The 24,158-nt window shown below is 57.5% G+C and carries 21 protein-coding genes, 1 tRNA gene and 1 riboswitch; of the genes, 13 read left to right on the top strand and 9 right to left on the bottom strand.

Annotated features, from left to right (window positions below; translation table 11 throughout):
• Positions 1 to 90: 90 nt before the first annotated feature.
• From J3353_RS13475 to J3353_RS13460, 4 genes are all read right to left on the bottom strand, one after another.
• Positions 91 to 336: a hypothetical protein gene (locus J3353_RS13475; protein ID WP_154277454.1), complete on the bottom strand. Its 246-nt coding sequence runs from the start codon at positions 334 to 336 to the stop codon at positions 91 to 93.
• Between the two features lie 193 nt (positions 337 to 529).
• Complete coding sequence (locus J3353_RS13470; RefSeq protein ID WP_117477165.1) at positions 530 to 739, bottom strand: AtpZ/AtpI family protein; 210 nt, start codon at positions 737 to 739, stop codon at positions 530 to 532.
• A 43-nt stretch (positions 740 to 782) separates the two neighbouring features.
• A complete protein-coding gene (locus J3353_RS13465) occupies positions 783 to 1,364 on the bottom strand; it encodes a helix-turn-helix domain-containing protein (protein WP_117505945.1) in 582 nt (193 codons plus the stop codon).
• A gap of 437 nt (positions 1,365 to 1,801) precedes the next feature.
• Positions 1,802 to 1,877: transfer RNA gene (locus J3353_RS13460), tRNA-Val, on the bottom strand.
• A 223-nt stretch (positions 1,878 to 2,100) separates the two neighbouring features.
• On the opposite strand from J3353_RS13460, the gene ruvC reads away from it, so the two are divergent.
• The 11 genes from ruvC (at position 2,101) to J3353_RS13405 (ending at position 13,430) form a co-directional block, all read left to right on the top strand.
• Positions 2,101 to 2,613, top strand: a complete 513-nt coding sequence (ruvC, locus tag J3353_RS13455) for a crossover junction endodeoxyribonuclease RuvC (RefSeq protein ID WP_005934868.1) — start codon at positions 2,101 to 2,103, stop codon at positions 2,611 to 2,613.
• A gap of 162 nt (positions 2,614 to 2,775) precedes the next feature.
• Positions 2,776 to 3,384, top strand: coding sequence for a Holliday junction branch migration protein RuvA (gene ruvA / locus J3353_RS13450; RefSeq protein ID WP_207685055.1), 609 nt, complete (start codon positions 2,776 to 2,778; stop codon positions 3,382 to 3,384).
• A 3-nt stretch (positions 3,385 to 3,387) separates the two neighbouring features.
• On the top strand, positions 3,388 to 4,443 hold the full coding sequence (gene ruvB / locus J3353_RS13445; protein ID WP_097771273.1) for a Holliday junction branch migration DNA helicase RuvB: 1,056 nt from the start codon (positions 3,388 to 3,390) through the stop codon (positions 4,441 to 4,443).
• A 29-nt stretch (positions 4,444 to 4,472) separates the two neighbouring features.
• The gene (locus J3353_RS13440; RefSeq protein ID WP_005934865.1) at positions 4,473 to 5,348 is read left to right on the top strand and encodes a class I SAM-dependent methyltransferase; all 876 of its coding nucleotides are present in this window, start codon (positions 4,473 to 4,475) and stop codon (positions 5,346 to 5,348) included.
• A gap of 237 nt (positions 5,349 to 5,585) precedes the next feature.
• The gene (locus tag J3353_RS13435; protein WP_207685054.1) at positions 5,586 to 6,425 is read left to right on the top strand and encodes an energy-coupling factor transporter ATPase; all 840 of its coding nucleotides are present in this window, start codon (positions 5,586 to 5,588) and stop codon (positions 6,423 to 6,425) included.
• 15 nt (positions 6,426 to 6,440) lie between these two features.
• Positions 6,441 to 7,361, top strand: a complete 921-nt coding sequence (locus J3353_RS13430) for an energy-coupling factor transporter ATPase (RefSeq protein ID WP_005934863.1) — start codon at positions 6,441 to 6,443, stop codon at positions 7,359 to 7,361.
• Positions 7,355 to 8,170 carry an energy-coupling factor transporter transmembrane protein EcfT gene (locus J3353_RS13425; protein ID WP_207685053.1) on the top strand — a complete coding sequence of 272 codons (816 nt, stop codon included), beginning with the start codon at positions 7,355 to 7,357 and terminating at the stop codon, positions 8,168 to 8,170. Before J3353_RS13430 ends, J3353_RS13425 begins: the two co-directional genes overlap by 7 nt.
• Positions 8,171 to 8,274: 104 nt before the next feature.
• Positions 8,275 to 9,021 carry a tRNA pseudouridine(38-40) synthase TruA gene (gene truA, locus J3353_RS13420; protein WP_207685052.1) on the top strand — a complete coding sequence of 249 codons (747 nt, stop codon included), beginning with the start codon at positions 8,275 to 8,277 and terminating at the stop codon, positions 9,019 to 9,021.
• Entirely contained in the window at positions 9,018 to 10,220 is a 1,203-nt protein-coding gene (locus tag J3353_RS13415; protein ID WP_005934860.1) for a DUF5711 family protein, read from the top strand. The genes truA and J3353_RS13415 overlap by 4 nt, the downstream gene beginning before the upstream one ends.
• 187 nt (positions 10,221 to 10,407) lie before the next feature.
• Entirely contained in the window at positions 10,408 to 11,103 is a 696-nt protein-coding gene (locus J3353_RS13410) for a hypothetical protein (protein WP_097771269.1), read from the top strand.
• Positions 11,104 to 11,126: 23 nt separating this feature from the next.
• On the top strand, positions 11,127 to 13,430 hold the full coding sequence (locus tag J3353_RS13405; protein WP_207685051.1) for an ATP-dependent Clp protease ATP-binding subunit: 2,304 nt from the start codon (positions 11,127 to 11,129) through the stop codon (positions 13,428 to 13,430).
• A gap of 97 nt (positions 13,431 to 13,527) precedes the next feature.
• Here the strand turns inward: J3353_RS13405 and J3353_RS13400 are convergent, their stop codons facing one another.
• Together J3353_RS13400 and J3353_RS13395 are read right to left on the bottom strand one after the other, a co-directional pair.
• Positions 13,528 to 14,823: a cation:proton antiporter gene (locus J3353_RS13400; protein ID WP_207685050.1), complete on the bottom strand. Its 1,296-nt coding sequence runs from the start codon at positions 14,821 to 14,823 to the stop codon at positions 13,528 to 13,530.
• Between the two features lie 73 nt (positions 14,824 to 14,896).
• Positions 14,897 to 15,925 carry a glycosyltransferase family 2 protein gene (locus tag J3353_RS13395; protein ID WP_005934856.1) on the bottom strand — a complete coding sequence of 343 codons (1,029 nt, stop codon included), beginning with the start codon at positions 15,923 to 15,925 and terminating at the stop codon, positions 14,897 to 14,899.
• 288 nt (positions 15,926 to 16,213) lie between these two features.
• Here J3353_RS13395 and J3353_RS13390 point away from each other — a divergent pair, with 288 nt between their 5' ends.
• Both J3353_RS13390 and J3353_RS13385 read left to right on the top strand, forming a co-directional pair.
• Positions 16,214 to 17,794 carry an ATP-dependent DNA helicase RecQ gene (locus J3353_RS13390; protein ID WP_207685049.1) on the top strand — a complete coding sequence of 527 codons (1,581 nt, stop codon included), beginning with the start codon at positions 16,214 to 16,216 and terminating at the stop codon, positions 17,792 to 17,794.
• Positions 17,795 to 18,090: 296 nt separating this feature from the next.
• A riboswitch (cyclic di-GMP riboswitch) is annotated at positions 18,091 to 18,165 on the top strand.
• 114 nt (positions 18,166 to 18,279) lie between these two features.
• Positions 18,280 to 20,478, top strand: a complete 2,199-nt coding sequence (locus J3353_RS13385) for a hypothetical protein (protein ID WP_207685048.1) — start codon at positions 18,280 to 18,282, stop codon at positions 20,476 to 20,478.
• Between the two features lie 311 nt (positions 20,479 to 20,789).
• Here J3353_RS13385 and nrdG read toward each other — a convergent pair whose 3' ends face one another.
• The 3 genes from nrdG to J3353_RS13370 all read right to left on the bottom strand — a co-directional run.
• Complete coding sequence (nrdG, locus tag J3353_RS13380; protein ID WP_207685047.1) at positions 20,790 to 21,341, bottom strand: anaerobic ribonucleoside-triphosphate reductase activating protein; 552 nt, start codon at positions 21,339 to 21,341, stop codon at positions 20,790 to 20,792.
• A gap of 69 nt (positions 21,342 to 21,410) precedes the next feature.
• Positions 21,411 to 23,582: an anaerobic ribonucleoside-triphosphate reductase gene (nrdD, locus tag J3353_RS13375; RefSeq protein WP_005934848.1), complete on the bottom strand. Its 2,172-nt coding sequence runs from the start codon at positions 23,580 to 23,582 to the stop codon at positions 21,411 to 21,413.
• Between the two features lie 394 nt (positions 23,583 to 23,976).
• Positions 23,977 to 24,158, bottom strand: a 182-nt coding sequence (locus J3353_RS13370; RefSeq protein WP_207685046.1) for a hypothetical protein, incomplete at its 5' end; no start/stop codon positions are given.

The raw sequence follows: 24,158 nt of genomic DNA, 5'->3' as shown, positions 1-24,158 counted from the left end.
CCGCAAAGCGCCAGCAAAACAAAAAGAACCACCGACCGAAGTCGATGGTTCTTTTTCACGAGTGGAGCATTGTCAACGGCAGTCGAACCTTCAGGCGGGCATATCATTGCTGCGGTCAGAGCGCTTCAAACCAAGAAACGGCGGCACTTCGGAACGCTTCAGCCCTTGTTCGTGTGCTTTTTTCAGTTGGTATTCCTGCAGGGCAATGCTGTCCAGCAGATCACGCTGATTCTGGGAGGCTGCATAGTAATCGACGCCGAACCGTTTGCAGACTGCACTGAGTTGGTCAAGCATTTCAACAGCAGTAGGGGACATTCGTTTGACTTCGATATCCATAAAAACTCCTTTTCCCAAAAACGTGAGGGCAAGAATCGTCCCGTGGCCACAAATTCTCAATTCTTGAAAATGTTGTGCCCTTCCGGGACTGCACTTCTGCGACGCTCCCGCGTTTTTGAAGTGTTCTTGTTGGGGCGTACCTGCCCCAAACCCTGCTTCTGAGGTTACGACAAACGGGAATTTAGTTGGTTGATTATTCTTCGTTATCCTTTTGAGATTCATCACTTTCCCTATTTCGATTTTGACCATCGAGAGCAGACCCTATGCCTACACCAAGCGCTAAACCGACAAGCATATAGAGTGGAATATTGTTGGTTACTACACCAATAGCCGCACCGATAGAAATTCCTATGCTCATAAAAGTCGGTAAATAGTGAGGCTTATCATCTTTTTTATTTTTCATTATACATTCCTTTCCAAATTATAAGATTTATTGAGTGTCGTTATCAAAATGATTGCAGCAAAAGACTCAATACATAACTAACGATTGCTCCTACTGCAGCACTTCCGATAAACCATAAAACCTTTTGATAAGGACGTTTGCCGTATTCTCTGGCGCTCTGGATTTCATCCAGCCTTTTACCTTCACAAAATGCTACGATTTCTTTATATGTTTGAACATCATTGTCCTTTTTTATTCGTTCAACCTTTGCTGCAAAATACATGGCAGCTAAAGCAATGACACACCAAAGGATCAATGCCCATTTATTACCAATGTAAAATAACGGAGCTGCCGAAATAACAGCAATAACGAGAAAAACCGTATAGATTGCGCCATAGTGATTGAGTTTTTTGATTTCCTCTTGTTTGATTACTTCTTTCATAGTATCAATATCTCCTTTGATTAGTTTATCAAGTGAGATTTGAAAGATTTCACTCAGTAATACCAAGCTGGTTACATCTGGATAGCTTTTGTCATTTTCCCAATTTGAGATTGTTTGCCTTGAAACATAAACATGATCGGCTAACTCCTCTTGAGACAGTTGTAACTCTTGGCGATATTTTTTTATTTGCTTTCCGAGTTCCATCTCTTCACCTCCTTGCATACTCATACTAATCAAAAGATTGTATTTTCGCAATCAAAGGACATTGACATCTGTGTTTTCCGTGTGTCAAAGGTCTTTTACATACCGTTAACTTCCGATTTGTTGAGCCGAGTATACCATACTACCAGCTGAAAGAACACCCCTATATGTCAGAACTTTCCCTTTTTTCTGCGTACGTGCGTACCGGCCATGTACGGACGTACGCAGCGATTACCCCCAAACGCGCCATATAGGGGGACGATCAAGTTCGCACAAAGCGACCTTGATCCCGCAAAACAAAAGGCAGGATACCATCACCACGATGATACCCTGCCTTTGCTCGTTTACCGTTCCGAGTAGTCCTTCCGCAGAACCTCCGATAAACAAAAAACGTACCCGAACCCTTTCTCATAAAGAATCGGGTTCGAGTACGAACTGTTTGGTGGACGGTACAGGACTCGAACCTGTGACCTCCTGCACGTCAAGCAGATGCTCTACCAGCTGAGCTAACCGTCCATATTCTGTTTGTGCCGCAATCAGCTTGATTATGATATCATACCGCCGGGCAAAAAGCAAGCCCTTTTTTGAAAATTCTGCAAACTTTTTGATGCCTGGTTTACTGTGGATGGAAAATCAGCCGCCCAGCGCACATTTTGTAAACCGACTCAAGGCGTTTCCGTTGCCCTGAACGCCGGTTTGTGGTATAATACATTGATTATAATAGGAAAGGTATCGCAGAATGAGAGTTTTGGGCATCGACCCGGGTTACGCCATCGTGGGCTGGGGCGTTTTGGACTATGCGGGCAACCGGTTTGCACCGGTGGATTTCGGGGCTGTGTGCACCGATGCCGGGGTGCCGTTTGAGCAGCGGCTGGACGAGGTCTACACCGGCATCCGGGAGGTCATTGAGCGGACACAGCCCGAGGTGCTTGCCATCGAAAAGCTGTTCTACCAGCACAACCAGACCACCGTGATCGGCGTGGCCGAGGCCCGCGGGGTCATCCTGCTGGCGGCGGCGCAGGCGGGCATCCCCATCTACGAGTACACCCCCATGCAGGTGAAACAGGCTGTTACCGGCTACGGCAAGGCCGTGAAAAAGCAGGTGCAGGAGATGACCCGCATCCTGCTGCATCTGCCTGCTGTGCCCAAGCCCGATGATACCGCCGATGCACTGGCCATGGCCATCACCTTTTGCCATACCAACGGCAACCAGCTGAACCGCTTTGCAAGAAGGGGCGTTGGGCCGATCTGAGCCCTCTCCGTCAATGCTGCGCATTGCCACCTCTCCCGAAGGGAGAGGCAATCGCGGCTTTTGGTATAGTAGCAGCCGCCCAATTCGATGCTTTGGCTCCCCCTTTGGGGGAGCTGGCGAGCGAATGCGAGACTGAGAGGGGAAGGCTGCTGGAGGAAAACTATGATTTACAGTCTATCCGGAAAAATCATCAAAAAGACCCTGAACGCTGTGGTGGTGAGCTGCGGCGGGGTGGGCTACTATGTACAGTGCCCGACCAGCGTTGCGGGCGCACTGCCCGGGGTGGGCCGGGAAGCCACCCTTTACACCGTGATGAGCGTGACCGAAAATGACATCAGCCTGTACGGCTTTGCCACTGAGGAGCAGCAGAGCTGCTTTGAGCTGCTGACTGCCGTTTCCGGTGTGGGCCCCAAGGTGGGCCTTGCCATTCTCAGCGTCATGGAGCCTGACCGGGTGGCGCTGGCAATCTCGGCGGGCGACCACAAGGCCTTCAAGGCGGCATCCGGCGTAGGCCCCAAGCTGGCCCAGCGCATCGTGCTGGAGCTGAAGGATAAGGTGGCAAAGGGCTTTGTGGATGGCATCAACCTCGAGGATGTGGGCGCGGCCACTGCCGCCCCCGCCGCACAGGGAGCCGGGCAGGCCATTGCGGCGCTGGTGTCGCTGGGGTACAGCCAGAGCGAAGCAGCCCTGGCCATTTCCAAGATCGACGCAAGCCTTCCCGTGGAAGAGATCATCAAGCTGGCCCTGCGGGGCATGGCAGGCAGGAGGTAATCCATGCAGGACGAAACCGCGCTCTATGGCGCAAAAATGATGCAGCCCAGCTTAACGGCGGCGGACAACGAGGAAAACAGTCTCCGTCCGCAGCATCTGGAGGACTACATCGGACAGGACAAGGTCAAGCAGAACCTGAAAATCTATCTGGAAGCCGCCAAGCGGCGCGGCGAGCCCATGGATCACATCCTGCTCTATGGCCCCCCGGGCCTGGGCAAGACCACGCTGGCGGGCATCATCGCCAACGAGATGGGGGTGCAGATCCGCATCACCAGCGGCCCTGCCATTGAGAAGCCCGGCGACCTTGCCGCCCTGCTGACCAATCTGCAGGAGGGCGACGTGCTCTTCATTGATGAGATCCACCGCCTGTCCCGGCAGGTGGAGGAAGTGCTCTACCCGGCGCTGGAGGATTACGCGCTGGATATTATGATCGGCAAGGGCCCCAGCGCCCAGAGCATCCGGATCAACCTGCCCCGCTTCACGCTGGTGGGCGCTACCACCCGTGCGGGCCAGATCACCGGCCCCCTGCGGGACCGCTTCGGTGTGCTGCTCAAGCTGGAGCTGTACAGCCCCGATGAGCTGAGCCGGATCATCCAGCGCTCGGCGGGCATCCTCGACCAGCCCATCACCCCGGAGGGCGCTTACGAGCTGGCCAAATGCAGCCGGGGCACCCCCCGTGTGGCAAACCGCTTCTTGAAGCGTGTCCGCGACTTTGCCACCGTGCTGGGGGATGGCATCATCGACCGGGACGTTTCCCTGATGAGCCTGAAGCGGATGGACGTGGACGCGCTGGGTCTGGACGAGCTGGACCGCAGCCTGCTCCGCGCCATCATTGAGATGTACAACGGCGGCCCTGTGGGCCTGGAAACTCTGGCGGCGGCGCTGGGCGAGGAGGCCGTGACGCTGGAGGACCTGTGTGAGCCCTACCTGATGCAGATGGGCTTTCTGACCCGCACCCCCCGGGGCCGCTGTGCCACCCGCCTTGCCTATGAGCACCTGGGCCTGAAAGCCCCCGAGACCGGAAGCCCGGAGGACAACGGCCAGCAGAGCCTGTTCTGAGCCGTTTGAAGAGAGAAAGGAGGACGCTTATGCGCCCTGCAGATAGTTGGAAAGATTACGAGCTGCTGGATGCCACCGGCGGCAACCGCCTGGAGCGCTGGGGAGAGACCATCCTCATCCGGCCCGACCCGCAGGTGGTGTGGAAAACCGAGAAGCAGAGCCCGCTCTGGGCCAAGGCCGATGCCATTTACCACCGCTCCAATCAGGGGGGCGGAGAGTGGGAGTACCGCCGCCGTCTGCCTGAGAAGTGGAAGATCTCCTGCGGTGAGGGCGAGGACAAGCTGACCCTCATCGTCAGCCCCACCGGTTTCAAGCACACCGGCGTGTTCCCGGAGCAGGCCGTCAACTGGGCCTGGTACGCCAGAAAGATCCGCGCGGCAGGCCGCCCTGTCAAGGTGCTGAACCTGTTTGGCTACACCGGCGGCGCAACGCTGGCCTGTGCCGCTGCGGGCGCTACTGTCTGCCATGTGGATGCTTCCAAGGGCATCGTAGCGTGGGGCAAGGACAACGCCGTGGCCAGCGGTCTGGCGGACCGGCCCATCCGCTGGCTGGTGGACGACTGCGCCAAGTTCGTGGCCCGGGAAAAGCGCCGGGGCAACACCTACGATGGCATCATCATGGACCCGCCCAGCTACGGCCGCGGCCCCGGCGGCGAGATCTGGAAGCTGGAGGACTGCATCTACGAGCTCATCAGCCAGTGCGAGGAAGTGCTGAGCGATACGCCCCTCTTCTTTGCGGTCAACAGCTACACCACCGGCCTGTCCCCCGCGGTCATGGAGTATATGCTCAAGACCACGCTGGTGCCCCGCTTTGGCGGCAAGACCAGCTGTGATGAGATCGGCCTGCCCGTTTCCGCCACCGGCGGCGTTGTGCCCTGCGGCGCAACGGCCATTTGGGAAGAATAAAAGAGGTAAACGGGCTCGCCCTCTCAGCTTCGCGTTGCTCAGCAGCTCCCCCAAAGGGGGAGCCCTTGGCAAAACCGGAAAGTTTGCCGTACTGCCAAGGCCTCTCACTTTGGGAGAGGTGGCATCGCGCAGCGATGACGGAGAGGGCGAGGCCGCTAAAAATAAATAAGCAATCAATTTCAATAGAATGGGGTACAGCCCTTTTGAGAAGGGCGCACCACCGGAAAGAGAAAACCTATGGAAGAAACGATTTTAACTGCGAAAGATCTGAAGTTCCGCTATGACCCGGAACAGCCGGACTACGCCCTGAACGGCGTGTCGGCTGAGGTGAAGCGGGGCGAATTTGTGGCAGTGCTGGGGGCTAACGGCTGTGGAAAATCCACGCTGGCCAAGCACTTCAACGCCATCCTTCTGCCGGAGAGCGGCACTGTGCTGGTGGAGGGGGTGGACACCAAAGACGAGGACAAGATCTACGATATCCGCCAGACCGTGGGCATGGTGTTCCAGAGCCCGGACAACCAGATCGTTGCCACCGTGGTGGAGGAAGATGTCGCCTTTGCGCTGGAAAATCTGGGCGTGCCGCCGGAAGAGATGCGCCGCCGCGTGGATGAAGCGATGAAGATGGCGGGCATCTACGAGTACCGGGAGCGTGCGCCCCACAACCTGTCCGGCGGCCAGAAGCAGCGCGTTGCCATTGCGGGCGTGGTCGCCATGCGGCCCGACTGCCTGATCCTGGACGAGGCCACCGCCATGCTTGATCCCCGGGGCCGGGAGCAGGTGATGCAGACCATCCACCATCTGAACAAGAACATGGGCATCACGGTGGTGTCCATCACCCACTATATGGAAGAAGCTGCTCAGGCCGACCGCGTGCTGGTGATGAGCAAGGGCAATGTGGTCATGGAAGGAACCCCGAAAGAGGTGTTCAGCCAGACCGAAAAGGTGCGCGCCCTGCGGCTGGATGTGCCGCAGGCTGCCGAGCTGCGGGATGAGCTGGTCAAGGCCGGCATCCCCATGCCCGAGGGCATCATTGACACCGGCGCGTGCGCACAGGCTCTGTATGAGCTTTTGAAGTAAGGGAGGGGACGGAAGATGGGAAGCATTATCAAAGTAGATCACCTGAGTTATGTCTATAACCCGGGAATGCCCAATGCCGTCACCGCGCTGGATGACGTGAGCTTTGAGGTGGAAGAGGGAGACTTTGTGGGCATCATCGGTGCCACCGGTTCCGGCAAGAGCACCCTGATCACCCACATGAACGGCCTGAACAAGCCCACCAGCGGCCACATCATCATCGATGGCCGCGACCTGTGGGCCGAGCCGGAAAAGATTCGGGAATTCCGTTTCCTCACCGGTCTGGTGTTCCAGTACCCGGAGTACCAGCTGTTTGAGGAGACTTGCTATAAGGATATCGCCTTTGGCCCCAGAAACATGGGGCTGGACGAGGCCGAGATCGACAGGCGGGTGCATGAAGCAGCGGACTTTGTTGGCCTGGATGAGGCGCTGCTGCAGCGCAGCCCCTTTGAGCTGTCCGGCGGCCAGAAGCGCCGGGTGGCCGTGGCGGGTGTGATGGCCATGAAGCCCCGCATTCTGGTGCTGGATGAGCCTGCCGCCGGTCTGGACCCCGAGGGCCGGGACGAGATCCTGTCTGAGGTCAAGGAGTACCACAAAAAGACCGGCACCACCGTGCTGCTGGTTTCCCACAGCATGGAGGATATTGCCAAGTACGCCGACCGTGTGCTGGTGATGAGCAACAAGAAGATCGCCATGTATGACACCGTGGAGAACGTGTTCGCCCGTGCGCCCGAGCTGCTGGCGCTGGGCCTGAGCGTGCCGCAGGTCACAAAGATCTTCCTCAAGCTGCGGGAGATGGGGGTGGATGTTCCGGCGGATGTTTACACTGTGCCCTATGCCGTCAAGATGATTTTGGAAGCCAAGAAGCGTCGGGATGCAGGCGAAAGCCTTGTACTGCCCCGTGTGGATGCAAAGAAGGGGGGCGCTGCCACATGCTGAGAGATATCACCATCGGCCAGCACTTCCCGGGCGACAGCCTTGTGCATAAGTTTGACCCCCGCATGAAGCTGGTGCTGACCATCGTCTACATCATCCTGCTGTTTGCCGCCTCCAACCCGCTGGGTTTGACGCTGTCCATTGTGTTCCTTGTGGCCATGTACGGCGTGGCGAAGATCCCCTTCAAGCTCATCACCAAGAGCCTGAAGCCCATTTTGCCCATCATCCTCTTTACCGCGGTGCTCAACCTCTTCTTTGTTTCGGGCGAGGGCGAGCCGCTGGTGCATTTCTGGGTGTTGAACATCTACGCCGAGGGCTTGCGCTATGCCATCCTGATGGCGGTGCGCGTGATGGCACTGATCGCGGGCACCAGCCTGCTGACCTATACCACCAGCCCCATTGTGCTGACAGATGCCATCGAGCAGCTGCTCAAGCCTTTGGGCAGGCTGCACTTCCCGGTGCACGAGCTGGCCATGATGATGAGCATTGCCCTGCGGTTTATCCCGACCCTGATCGAAGAGACCGACAAGATCATGAACGCCCAGAAAGCCCGTGGTGCCATGCTGGACAACGGCTCCATGATGGAGCGCGTCAAGGCGCTGGTGCCGGTGCTCATCCCGCTGTTCATCTCGGCCTTCCGCCGCGCCGATGAGCTGGCCATGGCCATGGAGTGCCGCTGCTACCGCGGCGGTGATGGCCGCACCCGCCTGAAGGTGCTGCGCTGCACCCGGCAGGATTATATCGATCTGGCGGTGTGCATCGTCTGCTTTATGGTGATCCTGAGCTCGAGACTGGTGTTCCCGAATTTTTAAAAACTCCCCCAGTCGCCTGCGGCGACAGCCCCCTCGAGGAGGGGGCCTTATAGCCTCCCTCTTTGAGGGAGGTGGCACGGCAAAGCCGTGACGGAAGGAGTTCCATGAACTATTTACTGACCCTTGCCTACGACGGCACCAACTACTGCGGCTTTCAGGTGCAGCCCAACGGGCGGAGCGTGGCCCAGACCTTTCAGGATGGGCTGGAAGCGGTGCTCCACAGCCGCCCCGATATCAAGGGGTGCAGCCGCACCGATGCCGGGGTCCATGCGCTGGGCTTTGCGCTAAACTTCCACGCGGAGACCCGCATCCCCCCCGAAAAGCTGCCGTTGGCCATCAACCAGCACCTGCCCCCGGATATCCGGGTGCTGTGCGCCCGGGTGGTGCCGGAGGAGTTCCACGCCCGCTATGCCGCCCATACCAAGACCTACCTGTACCGCATCCACAACCACCCCATCGATTCGCCTTTTGATGAAAAATATTACACCCGGGTGCCCCGGCGGCTGGATGTGGATGCCATGCAGAGGGCGGCGGAACAGTTTGTGGGAAAGCACGATTTTCTGGCCCTGTGCGCGGCGGGTTCCTCTGCTGCCGCCCACGGAGATACCGTGCGCACCATCACCGACTGCCATGTAACCCGGAAGGGCGACGAGGTGGACATTGAGGTGACGGCGGACGGCTACCTCTATAACATGGTGCGCATTCTGGCAGGCACCCTGTGTGAGGTGGGTGCGGGCCGGATGCAGCCCGATGCCATTCCCGGCATCCTTGCCAGCCGGGACCGCAGCCAGGCCGGGCCAACGCTGCCCGCGAAGGGGCTATTTTTGGAGAAGGTGGACTACGACCTATGAGAAAAAATCGCAACCGTCCGGAGAGTGACGAGCCGCTTTCGGAAGGGCGGGTCGAATATCTGGAAGCTGCCCGCCAGCGTGTGCGGAACCGGCGCATCCGCCGCACGGCGGTGCTGCTGGTGCTGCTGACGGCGGTGGTGCTGTTTGCCACCGGCATCGCGGGCAGCTCGGTGGCAGCCCTGAAGGATCTGACCGATACGGCCCGCATTGCCCTGCTGCCCGGCTCCGGCTGGCCCCAGCAGACCGGTGTGGCCGAGCTGGAGCAGATGGCCCCCCTGACCGGCAGCTTTGTGGAGCTGGGGGACGAGGGCTGTGTGGTCTGGTCGCGCACCGGCAAAAAGCTGAACAGCATCCAGAGCGGCTATGCCCGCCCGGCGCTGGCCGCGGGCAAGACCCGCTTTGTCCTCTACAACCGCTCCGGAAACGAGCTGCGGGTGGAGAGCCGTACCCAGAACCTCTACACCAAGCAGCTGGAAAACAGCATTTTCCTCTGTGCCATGTCGGACAACGGCACGCTGGCTGTGGTCACGGAGGACCAGACCAGCATGGCGAAGCTGCTGGTATACAGCCCCTCCATGGAGCAGCAGCTCAGCTGGAGCATGACCTCCAACGACGGCACCCCCCTGCGGATGGCCTTTTCCCCCGACAGCCGGAAGCTGGCGGCGGCAGCCGTCACCGTCAGCGGGGGACAGGTGATGACCAACCTCTACCTCATCAATCTGGCATCGGGCGATCCCGTCAGTCTGGTGAATCAGGGCGGCGTGCCCCAGTGGCTGGGGTGGACCTCTGCTTCCACGATCCTGGCTGTCTACGATACCAGGGCCGTGCTCTACAATGCGGGCGGCGGCGAGCGTGCGGTCTATGATTTTGCGGGCACGGAGCTGAAGGATGTTTCGGTGGACGCGGCAGGCAATGTGGCTCTGCTGCTGGCATCGGGGCAGGTCTCTCAGGCTGTGACGCTGGACAAAAACCTGAACGTCCAGTTCAGCGCTGCTGTCTCGGCGGCAAATTCCATTGTCCGGGCGGGGAACCTGTTCTATCTGCTGGCCGATAACGCCGTGGAGTGCTTTGATGCATCCGGCACCCAGCAGTGGAGCCAGAACCTTGACACCAGCCCGCAGGCATTGCTGGCCAACAGCAAGGATCTGCTGCTGTTCAGCGGCAACACGGTGCAGAAGTTGGAAGCACCCGCTGAATAGCCCTCTCCGTCAATGCTTGCGCATTGCCACCTCTCCCAAAGGGAGAGGCAATTGCGGCTTTGAGGAAAAAGAGTGCAATTTATTTTGTGGCTTCCCCTGTCAGAAGCATTGGCTCCCCCTTTGGGGGAGCTGGCACGACGGCAGTCGTGACTGAGAGGGTGAGCCAGTTCGGAATAAGGTTAAACGTATGTTCAAGAATCCGTCATTTATTTTTGATATCCTATGTACGGTGGTCTGGCTGGTGCTGGCCGTCCGGTATGCCCGCAAAGGCTTTCTTGCCTCGGTGGTGCAGCTGACGGGCAGCCTCATCAGCCTGTTCGGTGCCAGAGCTTTTTCAGGCTGGGCAGCCGGGCAGGTGTTCGAGCGCTTCCTCGCCGGAAGCTTCCGGGACCAGATCGCTGCCAATATCGCCGCCGGGGGAGCCGTCAGTCTGGATGGCATTGCCCAGCGGTACGCGGGCTTTCTGCCCGAGGCGTTCCGGGCATCCATCGTGGATGCCTGCGAGCGCTCCATCTCTGCCGTCCTCAATGACAACGCCGTTGTGCTGGCGGATACCATCGTCCAGAAGGTGCTGGCTCCGCTGCTGACCCCGGTGATCTCGCTGGTGCTGTTCTTTGTGGCGTTTGCCCTGCTGCGGATGCTGGTCAGCCTGCTGGTCACGGTGCTGGGGCTGGTGAACAAGCTGCCCGTGATCGGTGCAGTGAACCACTGGCTGGGCTGGGGCGTGGGCGGCATTGCCAGCCTTGTGGACATCTATCTGGTGCTCTGCGTGGTCTGGGCGCTCATTGTGATCACCGGCGGCAACCTCACCATGCTCAACGACACGGTGATGAGCGGCAGCCTTTACTATAAAGTATTCAATGTGTTCAACCCGTTTGTCTGAGCGGGGAGGGAAAAGGAGGAACAATGGTCTGCATTCGATGCCAGAAGCGGCCTGCCATTATTTTTGTCCAGCGGATGGAAAATGGCCAGATGAAAAACGAGGGGTACTGCCTGCACTGTGCCCGGGAGATGCACATCAAACCGGTCGATGATCTGATGAAGCAGTTTGGTATGTCTGATGAGGACATGGATGCCATGGAAGACCGGATGGAAAACATGATGCAGGAGATGGGGGACATGAGCAACATGAACCCCTTCTCCATGATGATGGGCATGGGCCAGCCGGACCAGAGCGAGGAGGACGGCGACCTTGTGCCCGGTTCCAGCGCCACCTTCCCGCTGGGGGTGAACGGCGGTGCCCAGAACGGTAAAAACGAAAAGAAGGCGGGCAAAAATGAGAAAAAGCCGCCCCGCCGCAAGTTTTTGGATACCTACTGCGAGAACCTGACCCGCAAAGCCCGGGAGGGGAAGCTGGATGATATCATCGGCCGCGACCGGGAGATCTACCGCACCATCCAGATCCTGAGCCGCCGCCAGAAGAACAACCCCTGCCTCATTGGTGAGGCGGGCGTTGGCAAGACCGCCATTGCCGAGGGCATTGCTGAGCGCATTGCCAAGGGGCAGGTGCCGGCAGGGCTGCAGGATAAGGAGATCTTCCTGCTCGACCTGACCAGCCTTGTGGCAGGCACCCAGTTCCGCGGCCAGTTCGAGCAGCGGGTCAAGGGCCTGCTGAGCGAGGTCAAGGCGGCGGGCAACGTCATCCTGTTCATTGACGAGATCCACACCATTACCTCTGCAGGTGAGAGCGAGGGTGCCATGAATGCGGGCAACATCCTGAAGCCCGCCCTCTCCCGCGGCGAGATCCAGGTCATCGGTGCCACCACCTTCAACGAGTACCGCAAGTATATCGAGAAGGACCAGGCGCTGGAGCGCCGGTTCCAGCCCGTGCGGGTGGAGGAACCCAGCGTTGCTGATACGCTGGCCGTGATGGGCGGCATCAAGCACTACTACGAGGAGCACCACCATGTGCAGGTGCCCGCCGATGTGCTGAACGCCACCGTGACCCTGAGCGAGCGGTATATCACCGACCGCTACCTGCCCGACAAGGCCATCGACCTGCTGGACGAGGCCTGTGCCTGCTGCAATCTGGCCCACCCGGTCATCTCCGAGTACCTGACCATGCAGAAGGAACTGGAGGCCCTCAAGCAGGAAGAGGCCGACATGGAAAACGCCGATGTGAACGAGCCCATCGATTACGAGCGTGTGGCAGAGCGCAAGACCCGGATGGCACAGCTGGAGCGGGAATTGCCCGCCAAGCAGGCTGCGGCCGGGGAGATCCAGGTGACCATGGACGATGTGGCCAAGGTCATTGAGCTGTGGACGGGCATCCCGGCGGTGAAGATCCGGGAGACCGAGTATGCAAAGCTCGCCAGCCTTGAGACCGAGCTGAAAAAGAAGATCATCGGTCAGGACGATGCCGTGCATCTGGTGGCGCAGGCGGTCAAGCGCAGCCGCGCCGACCTTTCGGGCCGCCGCCGTCCGGCCAGCTTCATCTTTGTGGGGCCCACCGGCGTGGGCAAGACGGAGCTGGTGAAGCAGCTGGCAAACCAGCTCTTTGACGGCCCCGACCCCCTGATCCGGCTGGATATGAGCGAGTATATGGAGAAGTACGCGGTGTCCCGCATGATCGGTTCCCCTCCGGGCTATGTAGGCTACGAGGAGGCGGGTCAGCTGACCGAAAAGGTCCGCCGCCGCCCATACAGCGTGGTGCTGTTCGATGAGATCGAAAAGGCCCACCCCGATGTGATGAATATCTTGCTGCAGATCCTGGACGAGGGCAAGATCAACGATGCCCAGGGCCGCACCGTGGATTTCTCCAACACTGTCATCTGCATGACCTCCAATGCGGGCAGCAGCGACCAGACCACCGCAAGTCTGGGATTCAACCGCAGCGAGGAGGAGCGGAACGAGGAGAAGAGCCGCAAGGCACTGAGCCAGTTCCTCCGCCCCGAGTTTTTGGGCCGCGTGGATGAGGTCATCACCTTCAAGCCGCTGAGCGAGGAGACCCTGCAGGGCATTGCCGCCCTGATGCTGGACGAGTACAAGCCCAGCATGGAGGCCAAGGGCATTGCCTACAGCTATACCCCGGCGGCACTGGCAGCGCTGGTGCACAAGAGCCAGGGCGGCAAGTTTGGTGCCCGTGACCTGCGCCGGACCATCCGCAAGGCTGTGGAGGACCCCGCCGCTGAAAAGATCATCGACGGCACCCTTGTTTCCGGCTCCACCCTGACCGTGGATGCTGAGAACGATGAGATCGTGCTGAAATAAAGAGCAAACAGAAAGCCGCTGCACAGCGTAACAACTGTGCAGCGGCTTTTGTAGTGTAGGAACGCTCCGTTACCTGCGGTGAGGCGGATGGGGGAGATCAGTCCACACTGACCGGCTCCTCCGGCTTGTTGGTGGTACGGGCGCTCGTGCGGCCCTCGGGAATGATCTCGCCTGCGGCGGTCAGACTGAGCTTGGCCAGGGTCGGACCGACCAGCTCGTACACCAGCACCGAGAAGAGCACCACGTTGCGCACCATGTGGCCGTCGGAAAGCTCGGCAGCCTCGGCGGCCATGCCCAGTGCCACACCGGCCTGCGGCAGCAGGGTGATGCCCAGATACTTCTGGATCTTCTCGCTGCAGCGGGTGGCCTTGCAGCTGACATAGGAGCCGGAGATCTTGCCCAGAGAGCGGGAAGCGATATAGACGGCACCAATGAGCAGGACCATGGGGTTTGCGAGGATGTTCAGATCCAGCTCCGCGCCGGACAGCACGAAGAACAGGATGTTCACCGGGCTTACCCAGCGGTCCAGGCGGTCCATCAGCTCATCGGAAGTGGGGCAGATGTTGCAGAACACGGTGCCGGTCATCATGCAGACCAGCAGCAGCGAGAAGCTGCAGTGTATGGGGCCGACCTTAAAGCTGACCATGGAAAGGCCCACCGCCAGCAGCACAAAGGCCACCGAAAGGCTCATGCGCTTGGAGCGGGAGTGGAAGTAGATCTCCAGCTGGTTGAGCAGCAGACCGGCCAGCGCGCCCAGACCCAGGCTGAGTACGATCTCCACCAGAGGCTCCAGAAGGATGCTGATGGGGTCGATGCGGCCCTGTTCCAGCGCGTTTGCGATGCCGAAAGAGGCCGAGAAGAGCACCAGACCCACGGCATCGTCAATGGCGACCACCATCAGCAGCAGGCGGGTCAGGGGACCGCTTGCCTTGTACTGCTTGACCACCATCAGGGTGGCGGCAGGGGCTGTGGCAGAGGCGATGGCACCCAGCGTGATGGCCGATGCCATTGAGATGACATCCGGCCGGGCAAAGTGCAGGGCCACCAGAGCGATATCCACCAGCACGGTGGTGATAACGGCCTGCAGGATGCCCACAGTGACCGCCTGCCTGCCCATGCTCTCCAACGCGCTGAGCCGGAACTCGTTGCCGATGACAAAGGCGATGAAGCCCAGTGCCACCTGTGTGATGATGCCGTAGCTCTCGACCTGTGCAAGGCTCCCGAAGCCGAAGCCCCAGCCGCTCAGGCCCAGCCGACCCAGAAAGAAGGGGCCCAGCAGAAGCCCCGCCACCAGATAAGAGGTGACAGCCGGCAGACGGACCGCTTTCGCTGCACGGGATGCCAACAGGCCGGCAATGAGCGAAAGGGACATGCAAATGAGCAATTGCTCCATAAAATAAGATCCTCCTCAGGAATTAAGATACGTTAAAAAGTATATCTTATCTGAGGAGGAAAAGCAACATTTGTTAATTGAATTTAAAAATCTTCTGTGCAAGGCGGTAACCGCCCAGCACGAGCTTGTCGCCCTTGGGGATCTTCAGGTTGGTCACGCCGCCAAAGCCGTAGCGGATGGAGCGGTAGACCCCGGCACTGGTGTGTGCCTTGAGGTAGGCCCACAGTTCGTTCTCCTTCTGCTTGGCGGCGGCACTGCCGTCCAGCAGAAGGAAGATGTCGCTGATGGCCATCATCATGGAGAGGTAGTGCAGCATATAGCTGCGCAGCTTCTTCTGGCCCTTGAGGGCATCCAGGTCCTGGCAGTCGATCATGTGGCGGGTCACCCGCAGCTGCTGATCCACCCGCTTGACCATCACACTCTCGTTCACGCTCTGGTCGGCCCGGCCGATGAAGTAGCGGTACAGGTCCAGATCCATATAATACATGCTCTTGACAAAGGGCAGGGGCTGGTAGACAAAGATGTTGTCCACATAGAAGGTGTGCTTGGGCAGCACCATGCCGCAGTCCCGCAGCACCTGTGTGCGGTACATCACCGAGTGCATCAGCAGGTTCTGGTCGGGCCGGAAGTGGCCGACATGCGTCCAGCTGAACAGTCGGTTCTGGGGGAACACGTTGGTGTAGCGCACGGTATGGCTGGTGTTGTCCTCCACGTGCTCGTAGACATAGTTGCAGATCATCAGGTCAGGCGCGGTGCCCCGGGCAGTCAGCGTGTTCAGCTTGGCCAGCACGGTCCTGAGGGCTGCTTCGTCCAGCCAGTCGTCGCTGTCCACTACCTTGTAATACAGGCCGGTGGCGTTGCGGATGCCCTGATTCACGCCCTCGCCGTGGCCGCCGTTCTCCTGATGGATGGCCTTGACGATGGTGGGATATTTGGCGGCGTACTCGTCGCAGATAGCGGGGGTGTCATCCTTGGTGGAACCATCGTCCACCAGGATGATCTCGGCCTGCTCCCCGGCGGAGAGCAGGGTCTCGATGCAGTGGCGCATATATGCCGCCGAGTTGTAGCACGGGACGGCGAAGGTGATCAATTTCTGAGCCATACAAAATACTCCTTTGCTCTTTTCCGGCAGATGCACAAGGCAGGGGCCGGGATGGAGATATGTACTCATATTATAGCATTTTTGTGCAGGAAATGCTATCGAACGTGGGAAATGTCAGAGATGTTTTACAATTATCCGGGGAGTTGTGGTATACTGATTGGGTTATAAACCTCTCAGGCCGCTTTGCGTCCAGCTCCCCTGGTAGGGGAGCCAAGACTTGCCTCTCCTACTAGGAGAGGTGGCATTGCGAAGCAATGACGGAGCGGTTTTGTATGGATAGGAGGAACCATGGAAAGTCCGCATAGTATTCTGAAAAAAGTCTTTGGCTACGACAGCTTCCGCCCGGGGCAGGAGGAGATCGTCTCCCGCCTGCTGGCCGGGCAGGATGTGCTGGCCGTGATGCCCACAGGTGCGGGCAAGTCCATCTGCTATCAGGTGCCGGCCCTGCTGCTGCCGGGCATCACCATCGTGGTCTCGCCGCTGGTCAGCCTGATGAAGGATCAGGTGGGGGCGCTGGTACAGGCCGGTGTGGCGGCAGCTTTCCTGAACAACAGCCTGACGGACAACCAGAAGGCCCTGATGCTCCGCCGCGCCCGGGAGGGGTGGTATAAGATCATCTATGTGGCTCCGGAGCGGCTGGAGATGCCGGGCTTCCAGCGGTTTGCGCAGGAGCGGGAGATCAGCATGGTCACGGTGGACGAGGCCCACTGCATCAGTCAGTGGGGGCAGGACTTCCGCCCCAGCTACCTGCGCATCAGGGCGTTTGTGGACAGCCTGCCCAAGCGCCCGGTGGTGGGAGCCTTTACGGCCACCGCCACGGCCCATGTGCGGGAGGACATCCGCACCCATCTGGAACTCCACACCCCCTACGAGGTGACCACCAGCTTCGACCGGCCCAACCTCTATTTTGCCACCCGCAGGGCCCTGCCCAGCGAGAAGCCCAAAGTTCTGCTCGACCTTGTGCTCAGGGAGCGGGACAATGCGGGCATCATCTATTGCAGTACCACCCGGCAGGTGGACGAGACCACCCGCCTGCTGCAGAGCCGGGGAATCCGTGCGGCAGCCTACCACGCCAAACTGGATGCGGATACCCGGCGGCAGAATCAGGACGATTTCCTCTATGACCGGGTGCAGATCATGGTGGCGACCAATGCCTTCGGCATGGGCATCGATAAGCCAAACGTCCAGTTCGTCATCCATTATAATATGCCCAAGGATCTGGAGAGCTATTATCAGGAGGCGGGCCGCGCGGGCCGTGACGGGGAGCCAGCCCGCTGCACCCTGCTCTATTCCGGCACCGATGTGCGCACCATCCGGTTCTTCATCGACAAGGAGATGGAGGCTGACAACGGCCTGCCTGCGGATGTCAAGGCCGAAGCGGCACGCAAGGCAGAGGAACGGCTCAAATACATGACCTTCTACTCCACCACGCTGCGCTGCCTGCGGGGGTATCTGCTGAGCTACTTCGGCGAGGCCGCGCCCCAGAAGTGCGAGAACTGTTCCAACTGTCTGCTGGCAGCACAGGCTGCCGAACAGGTGGAGGAGCAGGCGGCACAGGCCCGCCAGCGTGCCGCAGCCAGTGCAAAGCGGCTGGCCTCGGCCTCCCGCCGCCGTGCCGACGAAGATGCCCTCAGCGAAGCGGACGAGAAGCTGCTGGCTGCCCTCTATGCCCTGCGCAAGCGGCTGGCCGCAAAGCAGAAGCTCCCTGCCTATATGGTGTTCAATGATTCCACCCTCCGCCAGATGGCGCTGAAAAAGCCCCTGAGCGTGGAGGAACTGCTCAATATCCCCGGTGTGGGCGAGAAAAAGGCCGCCCGCTATGGGCAGGAGTTCCTGAGTGTCATTGAGGATATGGTAAGTTCAAGGTAACATAAAACAGAAAGGAAAAACCGGAAATGCCGCTCTGGGCTGAAAAGCTCGGGCGGCATTTCTGGTTTCGTCACTCTTTGACGGCCTCACCCTCTCAGTCTCGCTATCGCTCGACAGCTCTCCCGAAGGGAGAGGTGGCATTGCGCAGCAATGACGGAGAGGGCCACCCCCCATCCCAGTCAAACTACACTAAAAAATAGACTATATTTGTAACATATTCCGAACATGACAAAAACACTTGATTTATATGTAGGGGGGGGGGGTATAATAGGATGTGCAAGAGCACCCCCGCAAAACAGAAGAATTGGCAAACCAGCCGGAAGGCTGCGACGCAAAGCTAAAGGGCCCAGACCGGGCAACCAGCTGCACTTCCCAAGAAGTACATCCACAGCGCCACACCAGCCTTTCGGGGCAGGTGCGGCGCTTTTTTACGTTTGCGGTGGGTGCAATACACATTTGGGGTAGACTCTAAAGGAGGAATCACAATGAAACTCAAACGACTTGTCAGCGCCATTCTGGCCGTTGGCATGGCTTTGACAATGCTGCCCACGGCGGCGTTTGCGGCAGATAAACCTACGTATGTGAATCATCTTAGTTTTATTGGTGACCAGCCGGATACCAAAGGGAAAAATGCGGTTAATGGTATGATCATTGTTGATCATGCCTATAATTGGTCATGGTCAGGTAGTGATGCGTCATCATATAAATTAAATTTCACTGCTACTTTTGATCCTAATGAAGTCAATGCTGAAGTGCCAAATACTATCCCATGTGAGGTTCGCAACCAAGCTGGAATAATCAAAGATGGCATCTTTCAGAAATGTGTTTATAACTTTTCAACGATTGAGAATGGACAATTCGAATCGATCGATGCACGTTCATCTGGAATAGTGAAAGGTGGATATATCAAGAATTACACTTCTACTGTATCTGATAACACAGAGTTCGAGAATGGAATTGTCTACGGAAGCTTTGAAATGACAAAGGGAACGCTTACCGGTGGTCTGATTTGCCAGCTTCCGGATAATTTTACATCGACGACATATCAGTATCTGAAAGCACCCGGATGCTCGATTATTCCGGTGATTCCTAACCTTCCGGAGGATGTTGTCTTTAATGAAAGTGTTTATATGGTAGGTAAGAATCAGCCCCATACTTTCAAAGTTATCGCTACTTCCAAGACATTCCGTAATTGGAATTATGACGAAAGCCTTTCTCCTTATATTATTAAAATTGATGATAAGACGCTTCAGGTTACAGTGCCTGATACAGGAAATATCTATATTGAGGCCGCTGTTGATAAGGTTCCGCTTTCGGAGAATACGATTGGTCTTGTTGATGGCAAAATAGTTCCCGTGGATAAAGACGGCGAACTTTACTCTGGTAGCGAACATGATGGGTGGATTTATAATTCTAATACAAACACTTTAACCATTAAAGAGAAGTGTGATGATGGTACTGATAGTATCGTTGATTTAGGAAATACAGAGGTCGATTGGAATATCAAAAATTTCGGCATCATCAATGGGGGTATTTTTATCTCTGAAAATCCGTCTGAGGGCACTCTTAGAAACGAAGAAACCGGCAAGATTGAGGGTGGGAAATTTAATACTTCTGTAAGAAACTTCGGAACTATCGATGACGGTATATTTAATTTCAGCGTAAGCAATTATGGCACAGTAAATAATGGTACATTTACCGATCGCTATTCAAATGCCTCTGTATCCAAAACAAATCCAGATAATACTGTTACTAAAAATTACGGATTTACTAATGGCGGTATTTTTTCACGATATGCAAGCTTCGACAATCAGCCCGACATTAAACTCAGCTGGGTCACTCTGAACAACTGCACCGCCAACGGCATCTCCGGCTTGGTGGGCGTTGTGGGCAACCAGACCCTGAACGTGGAAGCAGATGCAACCTCCTGGACCGGCTGGGAAGTCACTGCCGACCCGAGCTATGAAGAAGCAATCACCAAGCAGGTGGGCAATACCACTGCATTTGACCTGACCTTGAACGGCGACGACGAGTGGAGCGTTACCCTGACCGCACAGGTCAAGGAAGGCTACTACCGGATGAGCCTGACCGATGGCACCGCCACCAATGCCGACGGCACAGAGATCACCTCTGCCAAGGCAGGCGATACCGTCAAGCTGACCGCTGCCGATGCCCCGGAGGGCATGGTGTTCGACCGCTGGGAGATTTCCCCTGCGGATGTGGCTCTGACGCTGGAAGAGGGCGGTTTTGATTCCCATGCCGCCACTGCAAGCTTCAAGATGCCTGCACAGACTTTGAGCATCCGTGCGATGTACCGGATGGCCGACCAGCCCGAGGAACCCAACGTTCTGGGCACCGTTGCCATGGTGGCAACCGCCGGTGTGGGCGCTGCTGTGGTTGGTTATACCGGCTACATGATCGGCACCGAGCTGTATCTGAACACTGTCCTGCCCGATGGTGTGGCCATCCCGCAGAACACCGCCGAACTGGCAAAGCTGGTCTGGACTGAAGCCGGAAAGCCTGCCCCTGCCGCTGTGATGGCTCCCGATGCCACCGATGAACAGAAGGCTCTGACTTGGGCCATCGAGAACCAGCTCATCTCCGCCGATAAGGCCGCAGACGCTTCTGTGAGCCGCTGGGAAGTTATCCAGACTTGGAATAAGGCGCAGGAGATGAAGGGGTAAGATATCCTTCGTACAACCTCTCAGTCGCCTGCGGCGACAGCGTACGGGTTGCGGCTCCCAGCGTCCGCATCGTGCAAGGTTTTGCACTTGCGTCCTGCTGGCCGCTGCCCCAACAACTCCTCCCTGCTTCCGCCACTGGCGGCGGTCGTCGTCGTTGCCTTACTAGGGGAGGTGGCATTGCGCAAGCAATGACGGAGAGGGTGAGGATGCTAACCAATCAAGCCATTCACTGATTATATTCCCAAAACCGGAAATGCCGCCCTGAGCCGTAAAAAGCTCAGGGCGGCATTTCTGGTTATTTGCGGTTTTCTTTACATGGTGTGTGTCGCAAAGACTTTTTCGTCCTCCCACCAGACGGGGGCCTTTGCGGCAAGGCTTTTGGGCACATCCAGAAGCCGCTGGTTGGAGCTGCCCCGGAAGCGCAGGGAGATATCGTGCAGGGCTTCCACAAAGCGGCCATCCACCAGAACATCCAGCAGACTCAGCAGCTCATCGGTGACCTCACAGCGGGCCGGGCAGGGAACACTGCCGGTCAGCTGCTCCCAGGTGTAACCGGAATAGCACCAGACGCTCTTATCCGGGTACAGCGCCCTGAAGCTGCGGACAAAGGGCAGCAGCTCCCGCTGATTCTCCGGCTCAAAAGGCTCACCACCCAGCAGGGAGATGCCTGCAATATAGTCGGGCTGGCAGGATGCAAAGATCTCGTTGCGCACAGCCTTGTCGAAAGGCTGACCGTACCCGAAATCCCATGCCACCTCGTTGAAGCAGCCCGGGCAGTGGTGCCTGCAGCCCGAAACAAAGATGCTGGTGCGCACCCCCGGCCCGTTGGCAATGTCGTAATACTTAATTGTTGCGTAATTCATAGATAAAACTCCATATAAAAAGCTCCCCCTCTCGGGGGAGCTGTCAATGCGAAGCGTTGACTGAGAGGGTTACAGATGCAGCACCCGATCCTTGATCTCCTGTGTCCGGCCCTGGTTCCAGAACTGGGTGCCGATATAACCGCAGGTGCGGCGGGCAACGTTCAGCTTGTTCTGGTCACGGTTGCCGCACTTGGGGCACTCCCACACCAACTTGCCGTCATCCTCAACGATCTTGATCTCTCCATCGTAGCCGCAGCACTGGCAGTAATCGGACTTGGTGTTCAACTCGGCATACATGATGTTGTCGTAGATGAACTGCAGCACGCTTATCACGGCCTCCAGATTGTCCTGCATGTTGGGCACTTCCACATAGCTGATGGCACCGCCCGGGGACAGCTTCTGGAACTCGCTCTCAAACTTGAGCTTGGTGAAGGCATCAATGGGCTCCGAAACATGGACGTGGTAGCTGTTGGTGATATAGTTCTTATCGGTGATGCCGGGCACGATGCCGAACCGCTTCTGCAGGCACTTGGCAAACTTGTAGGTGGTGGATTCCAGCGGGGTGCCGTAGAGAGAGTAATCCATATTCTCGGCCTTCTTCCACTCGGTGCACTTGTCGTTCATGTGCTGCATCACGCTCAGGGCAAAAGGCTTGGCACCGGCATCGGTGTGGCTCTTGCCGGTCATATACTTCACGCACTCATACAGACCAGCGTAGCCCAGGCTGATGGTGGAATAGCCGCCAAAGAGCAGCTTGTCGATCTTCTCGCCCTTCTTCAGGCGGGCCAGTGCGCCGTACTGCCACAGAATGGGGGCGGCATCGCTGGGGGTGCCCATCAGGCGCTGATGGCGGGCCTGCAGTGCCTTGTGGCAGAGAGCCAGACGTTCGTCAAAGATCTTCCAGAACTTCTCGAAGTTGCCGCCGGAAGAAAGGGCTACATCCACCAGATTGATGGTGACAACACCTTGATTGAAGCGGCCGTAGTATTTGGGCTTGCCGGTCTCGGGGTCCACATAGGGAGTCAGGAAGCTGCGGCAGCCCATGCAGGTGTAGCAGTGGCCTTCGCCATTTTTGTCCACCTTGAGCTCGAGCATCTTCTTCTCAGAGATGTAGTCGGGCACCATCCGCTTGGCAGTGCACTTGGCAGCCAATTCGGTCAGGTAATAATAAGGAGTGCCGGGGCGGATGTTGTCCTCTTCCAGCACATAGATCAGCTTGGGGAAGGCGGGGGTGATCCAGACACCGGCCTCGTTCTTCACGCCCTGATAGCGCTGACGGATGGTCTCCTCGATGATGATGGCAAGGTCGGCCTTTTCCTGTGCGTTGCGGGCTTCTCCCAGATACATGAACACGGTGATGAAGGGGGCCTGACCGTTGGTGGTCATCAGGGTCACGACCTGATACTGGATGGTCTGGACACCGCGGTTGATCTCGTTGCGCAGGCGGCGCTCCACGATCTCCTTCTTGCGCTCCGGGGTAACGTCCAGCCCTTCCATCTCCGCTTCGACTTCAGCGGCGATCTTCTTGCGGGAGACATCCACAAAGGGAGCCAGATGGGTCAGGCTGATGCTCTGGCCGCCGTACTGGTTGGATGCCACCTGCGCAATGATCTGGGTGGCAATGTTGCAGGCGGTGGAAAAGCTGTGGGGCTTTTCAATATAGGTGCCGGAGATCACGGTGCCGTTCTGCAGCATATCCTCCAGGTTGACCAGATCGCAGTTGTGCATGTGCTGCGCAAAGTAGTCGGAATCGTGGAAGTGGATCAGGCCCTCATTGTGTGCCTTGACGATCTCCGGGTCCAGCAGCAGGCGGGCGGTCAGGTCTTTGGAGATCTCACCAGCCATATAGTCACGCTGGACGCTGTTCACGGTGGGATTCTTGTTGGCGTTCTCCTGCTTGACTTCCTCGTTCTGGCACTCGATCAGGCTGAGGATGCGCTCGTCGGTGGTGTTGGTCTGGCGCTTCAGGCTCTGCACATAACGATAGGTGATATAATGGCGGGCTACATCGTGGGCCTGAATGTCCATCAACTTGTTTTCCACCATGTCCTGGATCTCTTCCACGCTCACGGCACGGTTCAGCGCCTGGCACTGCTCCGTGACATCGTTGGCGATGGACAGGATCTGCTCCTGGGTCAGGCTGCTCTTGCGGCTGACCGAATCGCTGGCCTTGGTGACCGCAGTGATGATCTTGGTGATATCAAATGGAACTTCCGAACCGTTGCGCTTGATGATCTTCATAGTGTTCCTCCGTCGTTCTATCTGTGTGCAGTTCAAACGGGTGCCTCTTTCGCAAGAGGCACCCGCAAAGCAGTCTTGGGATGCGTTCAATTGATGTGATTCTATGATATCACTATTTAGTGATATGTCAATGGAGAAACCACTACATTTTGTGTTTTGGCGGTTTCGCCAAAATTGAGCCGAGAATCTTGGAGCAAAATTTGGGGCCAAAGCTCTTGACAAACTGTGCAAGGAAAGTGTTTGCATTCCGGGGCGTAATATCCACGGCGGTGTATACTTCTCTGGAAGTTTGGATGGAACAATACCATATTATATAGAGAAAATGGTCTCTGAGGTCGCCGCAGCTTCCACGTCAAGGAACGTGTAAATTGCAGTTGAAAAACTAGTCAAAAAGTCAAAGACGCAAAAAGAAACGAAAAAAGTGAAAAAAGGGGTTGCCAAACGTGTCGGGATATGGTATTATACTTGAGCGCCAAGGGCCGCCGGAAAGAATGACTTCTGAAGACGGCAGAAGCAAAGCGAAAGAACCAATATGGATACGTTGAAAAACGAGCCACAAGTTCGAAAAGATCGAAA

The organism is Faecalibacterium sp. Marseille-Q4137 (assembly GCF_017377535.1).
Lineage (GTDB): Bacteria > Bacillota > Clostridia > Oscillospirales > Ruminococcaceae > Faecalibacterium > Faecalibacterium duncaniae.
This window is presented reverse-complemented; position numbering and strand designations above follow the sequence as displayed.